Origin of the sequence: Paenibacillus sp. LC231, assembly GCF_001860525.1 — a bacterium.
Classification (GTDB): Bacteria; Bacillota; Bacilli; order Paenibacillales; family Paenibacillaceae; genus Paenibacillus_AQ.
The window spans coordinates 339,746-353,426 of record NZ_JFOM01000037.1 but is presented as its reverse complement, the minus strand read 5'-3'; the positions used below and the strand labels follow the sequence as shown (position 1 = coordinate 353,426).

The following is a 13,681-nucleotide window of genomic DNA, read 5'->3' as shown; positions in this document are numbered from 1 at the left end:
TCATTGTACGAATCTTGCGCATTTCTCTTAAAATAGGTCATAAATTCGATATAAAATCCATAAAATGCAAAGAAATCATATTCAAAATGCCGATAAGAAGCATAGTGAGAGCTAGCTTGCCAAGGAGGACGAACATGATTTGCGACAATTGCAGCACCTTTGAACCGATTGAGGACCAGGGGACCATTCATATGAAGCCTGCAAGTGGAGAGCTTATTCAGTTGCTGGCAGTGAACGGCTACGCGGTACAAGAGAACAATGAGGGTTGTGCTGTAAACTACAAGGTACGCGCGGACCTGATCTCCATGATGAAGTGTCTGCAGCCCCTTCCGCTGAAGATTCGTCAAGAGCTGTCCTTCTGTGTTACCGGCGGAGAAGCTCCGCAAATCCGGCATTCGTGGACCCCTATGCAGAAGTTCGAACTGCAGATGGAGCATTACGATATGGTAAGTATCATTTTACATAAGCAGTTTACGAGCTATATGCAGCCCATCGTGGATTCATCCGAGCAGATCGTTGCCTACGAATTTCTCCTTCGTCCGGTAGATGGGGGAGCCAGGTTCCAGCCGTATGAGCTGTTTGAGACAGCCCGTAAAACCGGATTGCATGCATTCCTGGACCGGGCGGCACGAACCAGTGCCATTGAGACTAGTGCCGAGTGGCTACCCATCGGCGTGAAGCGATTCGTGAACTTCCTGCCATCCTCCATATATGATGCGCAGATGTGTCTTAGCCACACCTTCCATACCATAGACAGGCTCCATCTGGATCCGAGGGATTTCGTATTTGAGGTTGTGGAAACCGAGAAGATTGATGATGTTGAGCATTTGCAATCGATTTTCGAGGTGTATCGGAGTCATGGAATCTCGGTAGCCATGGATGACGTTGGTGCAGGTTATTCCACATTGGAGCAGATGATTAAGCTTAAGCCGGATTATGTAAAGATCGACCGGAGTCTGATCGATCATTGCGATCGTAATCCCGGGCAGCAGGAGCAGCTCAAAATGATCACGAACAAGGCTCATGATTTTGGGGCCATGGTGCTGGCTGAAGGCATTGAGAGACGGGAGGAGTTTCATTTTTGCCGAGATATCGGGATTGAGCTCTCGCAGGGGTATTTGTTTGGGAAGCCATCTGAACGGCCTCCGCGTGATCCTCATTCTCAACTCATTTATTCATAGCATACATAATCGGTATTTCCCCCGCCATCGGGATGCGGAGCTTTGCATCTGATTGTCACAGCCTTTGGCTGAGTTCAGACGATATAGATGCTTGGCGTGGATGAAAACGGGCCCTTTAAGAAGGAGCAATGCTGCCTGAAGGAGCCCGTTTTCTGTAAAAACAAGAGCCCTGGAATGTTCTCCAGGGCTCTTGTTTTTTATATAACTCGGTAGTTTTTGTAGATGTATGCCTGTTATCTTGCGGCTTGGACCTGTCCAAATCCGTCGATGCTGTACTCCTTGCCATTCACGTTCAGGACAGCCGGCGTATCCGTTTCGTTGACGATGATGGTTTCCTTGCCTTTGACGTTGACCTTCAGGCGGGAACCGCGGAACATCACCTTGAAGGAGAAGGAAGACCAGTGACCTGGAATGAATGGATTCAAATGCAATACGCCGTCCTTCACGCGCAAGCCGCCGAAGCCATGCACAACGGACATCCAGGTTCCCGCCATACTGGTTGTATGACAGCCGTCCTCGGTATCGTTGTTGTAGTTGTCCAGATCCAGGCGAGCTGTACGGAGGTACATCTCGTACGCCTTCTCCTGGTACCCAAGCTCGCACGCGAGAATGGAGTGTACGCAAGGCGAGAGGGAGGACTCATGCACCGTGAACGGTTCATAGAAGTCGAAGTTGCGTTTTTTCGTAGCCAAGTCGTACTGGTCGCCAAGGAAGAACAATCCTTGCAGCACGTCAGCCTGCTTAATGTACACCGAGCGCAGAATGCGGTCCCAGGACCAGTTCTGATTCAGGGGCAGGTGGGCTGGATCCAATTCTTTCACAGGGACAAGCTCCTTGTTGAGGAATCCGTCCTGCTGCAGGAATACGCCGAGCTCCTCATCGACCGGGTAGTACATTTTGCTGATGATATCCTGCCATTTGGTCGTTTCGACATCCTGCAGCCCCAGCTTCGCCGTAAGCTCGGCATAGCGGGAATTCTCGTTCTCTTTCAAATATTCAAGCACGTCAAGCGTGTATTCCATCGTCCAGCTGGCAATGCGGTTAGTATACCAGTTGTTGTTGACGTTGTTTTCGTACTCGTTCGGACCGGTGACGCCCAGCATCATATACTGATCCTTCGCCGGCACGTAATTCACGCGCTCTTCCCAGAAGCGGGAAATTTCGACGAGCACTTCCAGGCCGTATTGGCCGAGGTAAGAGAAGTCCCCGGTATAGTTTACATAGTTATAGATGGCATAGGCAATCGCGCCGTTACGGTGGATTTCTTCAAACGTAATTTCCCACTCGTTATGGCACTCCTCGCCGTTCATCGTCACCATAGGATAGAGGGCGCCTTTGGTAAAGCCGAGCTTCTTGGCGTTTTCCTTCGCTTTTTCCAGGTGTTTATAACGATAGATCAGCAGGTTGCGCGAAATGCTGGCGTCCGCGGTGCTCAGGTAGAACGGCAGGCAATAAGCCTCGGTATCCCAGTAGGTGCTGCCGCCGTATTTTTCCCCGGTGAAGCCCTTCGGCCCGATGTTCAGACGGTCGTCTTCGCCGCTGTAGGTTTGGTTCAGCTGGAAGATGTTGAAGCGGATCGCTTGCTGGGCCGCCACATCGCCTTCAATGACAATATCGCTTTCCTTCCATTTGTCGCCCCACGCATCCGCCTGCTCCTTCAACAGCATCTCAAATCCGGTTTCGACCGCCGGCTCCAGCACAGCACGTGCAGCATCCACCAATTCGCCGAATCCATGATTGCGGGATGTGACGTTGGCTACATATTTATAGATGGTGATGGCTTCGCCTTCGGACGCGGATACATTTACGCGGTTGGCCGCATACTTCTCTTTTTCCACCAGTTCGGCCTGAAGATCCAGCTTCGCGCCGTTCTTAAGGATGCTATATGACATGACGGAGGTCACATGGAAATCGAGTTTCTTGGTCTTTACGGTCAATGCAGCCGAGCCTTGCGCCGCTTCCTTGAATACCTCCAGCCAGAATTTCTCGTCATAGTTGGAGTCTTTGTTCTTCACATCGCCATCGAGATAAGGCGTGACCGTAAGCTCTCCAGCAAAATTAAGCGGAGTTACGGCATATCGAATGGCGCCGATCTCGTGGCGAACAATGCTGACAAAACGGACAGCTTCAACCTTGAGCTCCTTGCCGTTTTCCATGACGGCCATAAAGCTGCGGGAGAGGAAGCCTTCTTTCATATTCAGCTCGCGCACAAAATCCTTCACCGTGCATTTGGCCAGATCAAGCGGCGTCCCGTCGATTTCAATGCCGATGCCAATCCAGTTGGTGCTGTTCAGCACTTTGGCAAAATATTCGGGATAACCGTTCTTCCACCAGCCTACACGGGTTTTATCCGGATAATACACGCCGGCCATATAACTGCCTTGCAGGGAGGAACCGCTGTAGGATTCCTCGAAGTTGGCTCGCTGGCCCATAAATCCGTTACCGATACTGAAGATACTCTCCGAGATCTCATGCGTGTGAGGATCAAAGCCCTCCTCAATAATTGACCATTCATCAAGCTTTAAATATTGTTTCACAATCATCGGCTCCTTTGTTTTTAGGAAAAATGGTTGCAGTTCTATATGGGATGAAACTACCGGATGCCGTAAGCATGTGTCGCATTCGCTTACAACTCCAGCAGACGATCCACCGTGAATCCTTCCAGGGAGGGAAGAACGATGTTGGCGCGCCCCAAGGTTTCAGGCGACCCGATGCCGACGCTCCGCATTCCCGCGCGTATGGCGGCTTCGATGCCGGCCTCGGCATCCTCGAATACGACGCAGTCGTCAGGCCGGGCGCCAAGCTCGCGGGCTCCCATCGTAAATACCTCGGGATCCGGCTTCGCTTGGGCAGTCTTCGTTCCATCGATGATAGCGTCGAAATAAGGAGTCAGGCCGGTATTGTTCAGGATCAGCATCGCGTTCTTGCTGGCGGAGCCCAGCGCAACCTTGATGCCGCGGTCCTTCAGCGCTTGGATAAATTCGCGGGCTCCAGGCAAAATCTCGGATTCGTCCATGTTGGAAATATACTCGACATACCAAGCATTCTTCTTCTCGGCTAGCGCCTGCTTCGCGTCTTCATCGAGCGTAATTCCGCCAACCTCAAGCAGAATATCGAGGGAAGCCATGCGGCTTACACCCTTCAGGCGTTCATTGTCCTGCTCCGTAAATTCAAAGCCAAGCTCTCCGGCAAGACGCTTCCAGGCAATGTAGTGATACTTGGCGGTATCCACCAGCACGCCGTCAAGATCAAATAAACAAGCGGTTAGGTTTGACATGATCATCCTCCTTAATGAATTAGTGCAAACGTTTGAACCAAGCTGCAAAAATAAAGGAAGCACCACGATGCTTCTTTATTTTGATAATACTTCGTGTATTCCGCCATGCTTATCCAAACCTTATGATTTCGGCAGCGAAAACATCGAGGATTCGCGGATCATCAACCGGTGCGGAATGATATAGCGGTGCGGCAGTATCGTGTTGTCATCGTTACGAATGGTCTGGATCAGCGCTTGCGAAGCGGTGTAACCCAGGTTGTAAATCCCGATGTCCACACTGCTCAGCGGCGGGGTCGATAGTTCGGTCAATGAGATGTTATTGAAACTGATAATGGACACATCTTCGGGAACCTTATACCCCAGCTCGTGCAGTCCTCTCAGCACGCCGAAGGATACAATATCGTCAACAATAACAAGCGCCGTCGGACGTTCAGGCAAGTTCATGAAAAAGGACATGGCGCGATAGCCGCTCTCCTGAAGGAACTCGCCTTCGACAATCCATTCTTTTCTCATCTCCAGACCGGCATCGGCAAGCGCTTTGCCATAGCCTTTCATCCTGTCCTGAGAGACGATCAGGTTAGGCGGGCCGCTGACAAAGCCGATCCGTTGATGTCCAAGGGAGATCAGATGCTTGGTTGCATCATAGGCAGCCTGCACATTATCGGTATCGACGGATAACAGATCCGGGTATTTCTCGCTCCGGCCGACAAGTACGAACGGATAGTTGTTGGACTTGAGAAAATCGACCACCTGATCGTCCTGCCTGGAGTACAGCAAAATGGCGCCGTCGACGCGGCGACCGTTAAGCAGCCGGGATACGGCCTCGACTTCTTCCTTCTCGTTGCCGCCCGAACTGAGCACGACGTCGTATCCGGAGCGGTTCGCTTGGGTGACGATCCCGCGGATCAGTTCCATGAAGAATAAGTTGAGGAACAATTCTTCCGCAGGTTTCGGCAGAATCACGCATATGCTTTCCGTCGTTTTGGAAACCAGGCTCTTGGCCATAATATTGGGATGGTAGCCCATTTCCTCCATGATCTCTTTTACCTTCCGCGAGGTTTCGCGGCTGATCCTAGGATGATTGGAAAGGACCCTTGAGACGGTGGAGGGGGATACGCCCGCTCGTTTTGCGACATCTTTAATCGTTACAGACATAATAGGACCTCCAGTGGAACCGTTTGCGTTTTTTTGAAAATAAGAAAGCGACTACTGGAGTTCTCTCTAATTTCAGAAGAGTAACTTCCGCTAATCGCGGACCGTTCTTCTTTATTTAATTGTGGGTCTGTCAGGCCCTGAGTATACATGATACCTATTGATTTAAAGCCATATTGATCCGGTTTGTTAAACGGTTTCACACTGCTATATTAACGTTAATCGATAGGCTTGTAAATACGTATCCAAGTCAGTCCAGCGCAAATATTTCACAAATACATCAAAAAAGAAGCAAGGGTTAGAAAACGGAAGAAAGTGCGGTATTATAGTCGGAAAAGCCCGGAAAACAACTTAAAACGGCATTGTGCAAACGATTTAACAAAACCAAGAAGTGAGTTATGATATGGATGGATAAAAACGAGTCGTCATCTACGAAAGAAGATGAATTTTAAGTTGGACCACGAAATGTAACCGTTTTACTGGAAAGCAATCATGAAATCGAATACAAACGTTTGCGCTATTCTGAGATAGCTGTAGAGATCCATTTGAATAGATAAGTGCAGCAACTGGATGAATTTCAGCTGCTGCAACGAACAGGAGGTAAACAACGTGATACGTTCTACATGGGGAAAACGCAGGGCTCTGCCTATATGGCTCGCTGTCTTTGCGCTTACCGGAAGTCTGCTGGCAGGCTGCAGCGGCACAGCGGCTCCATCGCAAGAGGAGGCTAAGCCGCCGGCAGCCCCGGAAACAAAACAGCCGGATCCGAAAGCGCCCGAAGCAATGGAGACAGCGGAGGTGGATGAGCAGCCCTCCGACGTCTATTATGAGATCTTTGTACGCTCATTCTATGATTCCGATGGGGATGGGATCGGTGACTTACAAGGCGTCATTGAGAAGCTGGATTATCTGAATGACGGAAATCCGGAAACTTCAGAGGATCTTGGCTTGACGGGGATTTGGCTGATGCCGATTAATCCTTCGCCGAGCTATCACGGCTATGATGTGACCGACTATCGTTCCATCCACCCGGACTACGGAACCCTTGATGACTTTAAGAAACTGCTTGCCGAAGCGGATAAGCGCGGAATCAAGATTATTATGGATTTGGTAGTCAATCACACAAGCACGGAGCATGCCTGGTTCCAGCAGGCTGCGAAAGACAAGGCTTCGGAAACCCGCGATTGGTACATATGGGCCGAGGATCAAGGGAGGACTCCTTCAGGAGCCAGCGCCGCAGGCAGCGACTCGCCATGGCATGAGATCAACGGGACCCATTACATGGGCACGTTCTGGGGCGGGATGCCGGACCTGAACTTCGATCATCCCAAGGTCCGCGAGGAGATGAAGGATATCGGGAAGTTCTGGCTGGAGCTCGGTGTCGACGGATTCCGGATCGATGCAGCCAAACATATTTATGAGGATCTGATGTCCGATAAAGGCGAAGCGACAACGGCTAAGAATACAGCATGGTGGCAGGAATTCCGCGCCAGCATGAATGAGGTGAATCCGGACGCTTATATTGTCGGGGAGATTTGGGATAATTCCGCTGCGGTCATTGCACCGTATCTGGATAACGCGTTTGATTCCGGGTTCAACTTTAGCCTGGGCGAGAGCATTATCGGTGCCGCGATGAATGAAAAGGATAACAATCTGGCCTTCACCCTGGAGCGGATGTATGGTTTGTTCAGCCAAGTATCGGGCGGCAAATTTACGGATGCCGCATTCTTGACGAATCATGACATGAACCGTGTTATGTCGCAGCTGAAGGACGATGAGAACCACGCCAAGATGGCCGCCGGCATTCTGCTGACCATGCCGGGCAATCCGTTTATTTATTATGGAGAAGAGATCGGGATGAAGGGAGCGAAGCCGGACGAACAAATCCGCGAACCGATGATCTGGTCCAATACGGGCAGCGATAAGGGGCAGACAACCTGGGAGCCGCTTAAGCATAACCGCGGCGATCAGGTGCAGGGTGTGGAACAGCAGGCGGGAGATCCGGATTCTCTGCTGTCCCGTTACCGCACGCTGATCCGCTGGCGGAATGATGTGCCTGCGCTGAACAGCGGAACGATTGAATCCTTTGCTTCCGGCAATGGGCAGGTGATGGCTTATATCCGCCGTTCCCAAGACAACAAAGCCCTTGTTGTCCATAACCTGTCAAGCGAAGAGCAGACGGTCGATTTGGCAGCAAAGAGCGGGGAATCGCCATTCCAATCCTTGTCGAAAACAACGGATGATAGAGCGACATTAGACGGCAAAGGCTTAACACTGCCTCCTTATACAACCGTCATATTGGAGTAGGCAGCTGCTTCTCTATTGAGTGGAACACAAAAAGACCGCGAGTCCCCTTGGAAGGAGGGGGCTCGCGGTCTTTTTGCCGTTAGGATGCCTTCGCATGAGCCTGGAAGGCCTAGATGTCTAGCCTTGAAACAGCCGTAAATATCTGGCTGTTAGGGAATGCGGGTTATTCAGTAGATCGGCCGGTTTGCCGGAGAACAGGACATTCCCGCCGTCATGTCCCGCGCCGGGTCCCATGTCAATAATCCAATCCGCTTGGCTGATGATATCCAGATTATGCTCAATTACAATGACCGTGCTGTTCTGAGCGACAAGTCGGTTGATGATGGACATAAGCCGCTCACAGTCGGACAGGTGAAGGCCAGTCGAAGGTTCATCGAGCACATAAATTTCACCTTGCTTATCGAGCTCTGCCGCCAGCTTCACCCGCTGCCGTTCCCCTCCCGATAGCGTGCTTAAGGGCTGGCCGAGCGTCAAATAACCCAGTCCAACATGCTGAATGCGCTGAAGGGCGACCACGATACCTTGCTCCGTGAAATAATCCAGCGCTTCGTCGGTGGTCATGGCGAGCACGTCACTGATGTTTCTACCGCGAAGTTGATAGCGCAGAACGTCATCATGAAAGCGGCGGCCCTGGCAGGCTTCGCAAACCGTAACCAGGCTGTCCATAAAAGCCAGATCCATCGTAATCGTGCCGGAGCCGTTACACACCGGACAAGCCCCCTTGGCATTAAAGCTGAACAGGGATGGACTTACCCGATTCTCATCGGCGAACAGCTTGCGGATGGCATCAAAAATGCCGGTAAACGTCGCGATATTGGAGCGGTTGGATGCCTGAATCATGTCCTGATTGATAATGATGGCCTCCGGATAAACGTTCGGCAGCACCTGGTTAATGAGTGTGCTTTTGCCTGACCCGGCAACGCCTGTTACCACTGTGAGCACCCCGGCCGGGATGCTCACGGATACCTGCTTCAGATTGTGAAGGGAGGCGTCTTTGATGCGCAGCCATCCGGCCGGCTCCCGGACCGCGGACTTTAAGCGGGCGCGTTGACTGAGATATTTACCTGTCAGGGTGTTGGCGTGCCGCAACCCTTCCGGGTCCCCCTCATACACAATCGTACCGCCAGCGGTGCCTGCTCGCGGCCCCATATCTACAATATAATCCGCAATCCGGATGACGTCCGGGTCATGCTCCACGATGATGACCGTGTTCCCCTTATCCCGAAGCTGTTGCAGCAGGCGGTTCATGTTATGCACATCGTGCGGATGCAGGCCAATGCTGGGCTCGTCAAAAATATACGTTAAATCCGTCAAGCTGCTCCCCAGCTGGCGCACCATTTTGATGCGCTGGGACTCGCCTCCGGACAGTGTTGCGGTTTCCCGGTCCATCGTCAGGTAACCGATCCCGACCAGAAGCAGCTGCTCCAGCCGAGTGATGCAGGTATCCACGATGGTTGCTGCCGCTGGATCCTCGATCGTCTGCAAAAAAGCGATCAGCTCATTAACCTGCATCCGTGCACAGTCGGCGATGGATGTGCCGTTGATTTTGCAGGAGAGCACCTCCTGATTCAGTCTCCCGCCATGGCATAACGGGCAGGCGGTCTCAGCCACCACTTGATCAATAGCTTCCCTGTACGTCCTCGCATCCCGTGAATCCTTGCTCAGGAACGTTCGCTCCAACCGGGGAATAATGCCTTCATAATACGAGGTGGGCGGCCATTCCTCCGTTGGGTTCGGCGGTTTAAAGCCGGTTTTGTACAGCAGCGTGTCCCATTCTTCCTCGGTGTAATCCTTCAGTTTCTTATCATTATCAAACAGGCCTGTGGCGACATAACGCTTCCAGCGGAACTCCCCCGGGCGGAATGTCGGGAACCGGATGGGGCCTTCGTTCAGCGATTTCTCCTTGTCGATCAAGTTCTCGATCCGAAAGCTGTTCACTTTGCCGAGTCCCTCGCAATGGGGGCACATGCCTTGAGGGTTGTTAAAGGAAAAGAAGTCCGAATATCCGACAAAGGGCCGGCCTATTCGGGAGAATAATAAGCGCAGCAAGGAATGGATATCGGTGATGGTTCCCACGGTTGAACGGGCATTGCCGCCGATTCTTTTCTGATTGACGACGATGGCCACCGACAGGTTTTCAACCGAATCCACCTCCGGCTGTCCGTAATGGGGGAGGCGATGGCGGATAAAGCTGGAATACGTCTCATTCAGCTGACGCTGGGATTCCGCGGTAATCGTATCGAAGACCATGGCGGATTTGCCGGAACCGGACACACCGGTGAACACCGTGATTTGTTTTTTGGGGATCGAGAGGCTCACGTTACGCAGGTTTTTGTTGCGGGCACCATTAACCTTGATGGCCTGTTCCATAGGGTTGCACATCATGAGGGCTCCTTTCTTGTATCGTTTTGACCTTGACACAGCAATAGCATATCTTATAAACATGACAATTATTGTCTAGTTATAACGTGTGAGGTGGGGATTATGTCAAAAGCGAAACAGCTGATGGATGTCATCATGTATGTCAATGCCAAAAGGAGCTTTACCGCTCAGGAAGTGGCCGATGAATTCGGCGTTTCCGTTCGCACGGCGCACCGGTATCTAACCGAGATCAGCGACATGGGCGTTCCCTTATATACGGAGCAAGGGCGGCACGGGGGATACCGTACATTGAAGAGCCGCGTTCTTCCGCCGATCCTGTTTGATGAAGATGAAGTGTTTGCTATATTTTTTGCTTTTCAAGCCTTGAAGCGTTATACCTCGTTGCCGTTTGAGCTGAATATCGGCTCTGCCTCCCGCAAGCTGCTGGCCGGATTTCCGGAGGATACCAAAATGATGATCAGCCGCCTGGAATCGGTGCTGACATTCTGGAGTCCAAGCAGAACCGCAGGGTCCCCTTATCTAAAAGACGTCATTGAAGCCGCTCTTCATCAGCGGGCTATACGGATCAGCTATCGTTCCAAATCGGGCACGAGAGACCGGGAAGTGCTGCCGATCGGCGTTTATGCCCAGGATGGTTTATGGTATATGCCCGCGGTGGAGCATGGGAAGGAAGGGGTGCGCCTGTTCCGCATGGACCGAATGGAATCCTTAACCCTGACCGATAACACCTATGAGGCGGACATTAGCATGCAAGAATGGCTCGAGGATTACCCCATTCGGGAGCCGGTTCGATTGTATGCAGAGCTGACTAGGGAAGGGGCGAGACAGTGCGAGAGCATTCCGTGGCTGGAGAACGAGGTAGCCATGCAAGATGAGCACCGGGGCATTGTGGATACAACCATTGATGGCAATGATCTTGAGTATGTCGCTCAAATCTTCCTGCGTCTGGGTACGGAAGCGAAAGTCATTGAACCTCCGGAGATCGTTAATATGCTGAGGGAGAAGGCAAGGCAGCTGAGCTTGCATTACGGAGAGTCGGAGGGATAGGCTGCCCGGGCGGCAGTCTGACGGAGGACGGATGGCATGATATGAAGGTTGAGTAAGCTTCGAAAGGCCCAGTGAGGGAGCACTGCAGGTTAACAAATCGGATGCATGAACATCGGGGATCCCGTGTTACAATGACAAAAGATGAATTACGGTATACATAAAAGCTTACAAGAGCCTTCTTTGACTTAAAGCTATAGAATAACCCCTCTTGGGGAGATACGAAGGTTCGTATGGAAAGGAAGATTTGCCATGAGCGCATGCATTCTATATATCGAGGATGACCGGGAGATCGGCGGGTGGGTCAGTGAGTTTCTCAAGGACAAGGGGTATGAGGTGCGGTGGCTGCTCAGCGGAGAGAAGGCCGTAGGGGAAGCAGCTTCGTGTGCGGTCGTTGTTCTGGATGTTATGCTTCCGGGACTAGACGGCTTTACAGTCGGGCAGCGTCTCAAAAAGGCGTATCCCGGACTTCCCATCCTGATGCTATCGGCTCGAACCTCCATTGACGATAAGCTGCAGGGGCTTGAGTTCGCCGATGATTACTTGACGAAGCCTTTCCACCCGGACGAGCTGGCTGCCCGTCTCGAGGTGCTTCTGCGTCGATCCGTCGTCAAATCCGCGGAGCCCATGAGAGTGAAGCACTTATCGGTATACGAAGCCGAGAATCGGATCGTGAACGAGGATACCGGCGAGGAGACGCTGCTGACCGGTAAACAGCATCAAATTTTCATGTACCTGCTCCAGCACCAGGGGCGTGTCATGACCAAGGAGCAAATATATGAGTCGGTCTGGGGAGAGTCATATATCGAAGGGGACAAGACGCTGATGGTCCATATCCGGTATCTGCGCGAGAAGCTGGAGCGGGATCCCGCCAACCCGGAGATTATTGAGACGGTCCGAGGGCTTGGTTATCGGGTGAGAGCATGAGATGGAGAAAGAAGCAGGGCAGGTTCCGCAATTCGCTGACCAACCGGTATTTGCTGTTGATTTTGATGGCGATGATCTTCATGCCGATCATGTTTCCGTTAGCGTCGATTTTTTACTGGTTCGTGAACGATACCTTCTCGGACCGTCCGCCGACCCCTGCAGGGAAATATACCAGCGGTGCCGCGTTAGAGAGAATGTGGCACGAGGAAGCAGCCGGATTAAGCGGAGCTTCGTCGGAGGTCATTGAGCAGAAGCTGAATTCGATACGGCAGGAGTATCCGGAGATCTCTATGTTTTGGGTGGATGGCGGCAATGAGACCAGGCTGCAGCTGCCGATGCAGTCTAACCTGCCCGAGGTATGGAGCGCGCTCTATACCGTGCAATTTATGAAAAACTCCAGGGATAGCGACCCGTTCACTTCCGTGGCTTTTATCGGGGGAGAGGGATCGGGAGAAGGATTCATGGTCATGCAGCTGCCGAGAAAATACCTGAATGTCCAGCAGCCCATTGCGAGCGAAACAGCGATGTACGGGGTGTTCACAGCTTCGATGTCCGGCCTGTTCATTCTGGTCTCCTGGCTGTTCTTTGTGCGTATTCGCAAGCGGTTGCTGCGGCTTCGTACTGCTATGAAGTCGTCCCATACGGTGACGGGCATACCCCAGCCGGTTACGTTAACCAAGTATGACGAGATTGGGCAGCTGGAAGAGGGCTATAACGATATGGTCATCCAGTTGGAAGAGGGGCAGCGCCGCCAGCGCGAGGAAGAAGAGCTGCGCAAATCCCTGATCGCCAATCTGTCTCATGATCTGAGAACCCCCCTGACGGTGATTCGAAGCCATATTTTCTCTATGGAGCGGGAGCCGCTGAGCCCGAAGGGGAAAGAATCGCTGTCACTCATTGAATCGAAAATCGCGGATTTAGGCGGCCTGATCGACAACCTGTTGTCCTACAACCTGCTCACCAGCGGCAGAGTGCAGCTGAGCATGGAGCCAACCGACGTTCTGCGAATCGTCAAGGAAAGCGCAGCGGCCTGGTACCCCGTGTGGGAGAAGGCAGGAATCGAACCCGAGATCCAGGTGCGCGACGAGCCGCTGAGCTGGAACGTGGATGTGCTGTGGTTCCGCCGACTTCTTGATAATCTGTTTCAAAATGTCGTCCGCCACGCGAAATCCGGGCAATACATCGGAATACATACCGAGGAGAGAGAAGGGCTTGAGGGCGTGCTTGTCATTTCGGATCACGGACCTGGAATCGAAAGCGACTCCGGCAACAAAGGCACAGGCATCGGCCTGGCCATCGTGGATCACCTGACAAGGGAAATGGGACTTGGATGCCATGTGGTAAGCTCGGATGAGGGAACGAGGATCCGCATCTGGAAGCGGTGAGGAATCAGGGGGGGCATGCTGGCGAA

Annotated in this window: 9 protein-coding genes; 5 read left to right on the top strand and 4 right to left on the bottom strand. The window is 52.2% G+C overall.

From position 1 onward, the window contains the following. Positions 1-134: 134 nt before the first annotated feature. The gene (locus tag AK95_RS22740) at positions 135-1,181 is read left to right on the top strand and encodes an EAL domain-containing protein (RefSeq protein WP_071222192.1); all 1,047 of its coding nucleotides are present in this window, start codon (positions 135-137) and stop codon (positions 1,179-1,181) included. 233 nt (positions 1,182-1,414) lie between these two features. Here AK95_RS22740 and AK95_RS22735 read toward each other — a convergent pair whose 3' ends face one another. From AK95_RS22735 to AK95_RS22725, 3 genes are all read right to left on the bottom strand, one after another. After that, positions 1,415-3,718 carry a glycoside hydrolase family 65 protein gene (locus tag AK95_RS22735; RefSeq protein WP_071222191.1) on the bottom strand — a complete coding sequence of 768 codons (2,304 nt, stop codon included), beginning with the start codon at positions 3,716-3,718 and terminating at the stop codon, positions 1,415-1,417. A gap of 89 nt (positions 3,719-3,807) precedes the next feature. Next, positions 3,808-4,458, bottom strand: a complete 651-nt coding sequence (gene pgmB, locus AK95_RS22730; protein ID WP_071222190.1) for a beta-phosphoglucomutase — start codon at positions 4,456-4,458, stop codon at positions 3,808-3,810. A gap of 120 nt (positions 4,459-4,578) precedes the next feature. Continuing rightward, the gene (locus AK95_RS22725; protein WP_071222189.1) at positions 4,579-5,613 is read right to left on the bottom strand and encodes a LacI family DNA-binding transcriptional regulator; all 1,035 of its coding nucleotides are present in this window, start codon (positions 5,611-5,613) and stop codon (positions 4,579-4,581) included. Between the two features lie 606 nt (positions 5,614-6,219). On the opposite strand from AK95_RS22725, the gene AK95_RS22720 reads away from it, so the two are divergent. Next, positions 6,220-7,917: an alpha-amylase family glycosyl hydrolase gene (locus tag AK95_RS22720; protein WP_071222188.1), complete on the top strand. Its 1,698-nt coding sequence runs from the start codon at positions 6,220-6,222 to the stop codon at positions 7,915-7,917. Positions 7,918-8,034: 117 nt separating this feature from the next. Here the strand turns inward: AK95_RS22720 and AK95_RS22715 are convergent, their stop codons facing one another. Beyond that, positions 8,035-10,302, bottom strand: a complete 2,268-nt coding sequence (locus tag AK95_RS22715; RefSeq protein WP_235613204.1) for an ATP-binding cassette domain-containing protein — start codon at positions 10,300-10,302, stop codon at positions 8,035-8,037. Positions 10,303-10,401: 99 nt separating this feature from the next. Here AK95_RS22715 and AK95_RS22710 point away from each other — a divergent pair, with 99 nt between their 5' ends. The 3 genes from AK95_RS22710 (at position 10,402) to AK95_RS22700 (ending at position 13,655) form a co-directional block, all read left to right on the top strand. After that, positions 10,402-11,346 (top strand): helix-turn-helix transcriptional regulator, encoded by a 945-nt coding sequence (locus AK95_RS22710; RefSeq protein ID WP_071222187.1) that lies wholly within the window; start codon positions 10,402-10,404, stop codon positions 11,344-11,346. Between the two features lie 249 nt (positions 11,347-11,595). Further along, positions 11,596-12,270, top strand: coding sequence for a response regulator transcription factor (locus AK95_RS22705; RefSeq protein WP_071222186.1), 675 nt, complete (start codon positions 11,596-11,598; stop codon positions 12,268-12,270). After that, positions 12,267-13,655 (top strand): sensor histidine kinase, encoded by a 1,389-nt coding sequence (locus tag AK95_RS22700; protein WP_071222185.1) that lies wholly within the window; start codon positions 12,267-12,269, stop codon positions 13,653-13,655. The genes AK95_RS22705 and AK95_RS22700 overlap by 4 nt, the downstream gene beginning before the upstream one ends. The last annotated feature ends 26 nt before the right edge of the window (positions 13,656-13,681 follow it).

Bases quoted from the DNA above. Each gene is read 5' to 3' on its own strand.
- AK95_RS22740 (WP_071222192.1), top strand. From the start codon at position 135: ATGATTTGCGACAATTGCAGCACCTTTGAACCGATTGAGGACCAGGGG.
- pgmB (WP_071222190.1), bottom strand. From the start codon at position 4,458: ATGTCAAACCTAACCGCTTGTTTATTTGATCTTGACGGCGTGCTGGTG.
- AK95_RS22725 (WP_071222189.1), bottom strand. From the start codon at position 5,613: ATGTCTGTAACGATTAAAGATGTCGCAAAACGAGCGGGCGTATCCCCC.
- AK95_RS22715 (WP_235613204.1), bottom strand. From the start codon at position 10,302: ATGATGTGCAACCCTATGGAACAGGCCATCAAGGTTAATGGTGCCCGC.
- AK95_RS22710 (WP_071222187.1), top strand. From the start codon at position 10,402: ATGTCAAAAGCGAAACAGCTGATGGATGTCATCATGTATGTCAATGCC.
- AK95_RS22705 (WP_071222186.1), top strand. From the start codon at position 11,596: ATGAGCGCATGCATTCTATATATCGAGGATGACCGGGAGATCGGCGGG.
- AK95_RS22700 (WP_071222185.1), top strand. From the start codon at position 12,267: ATGAGATGGAGAAAGAAGCAGGGCAGGTTCCGCAATTCGCTGACCAAC.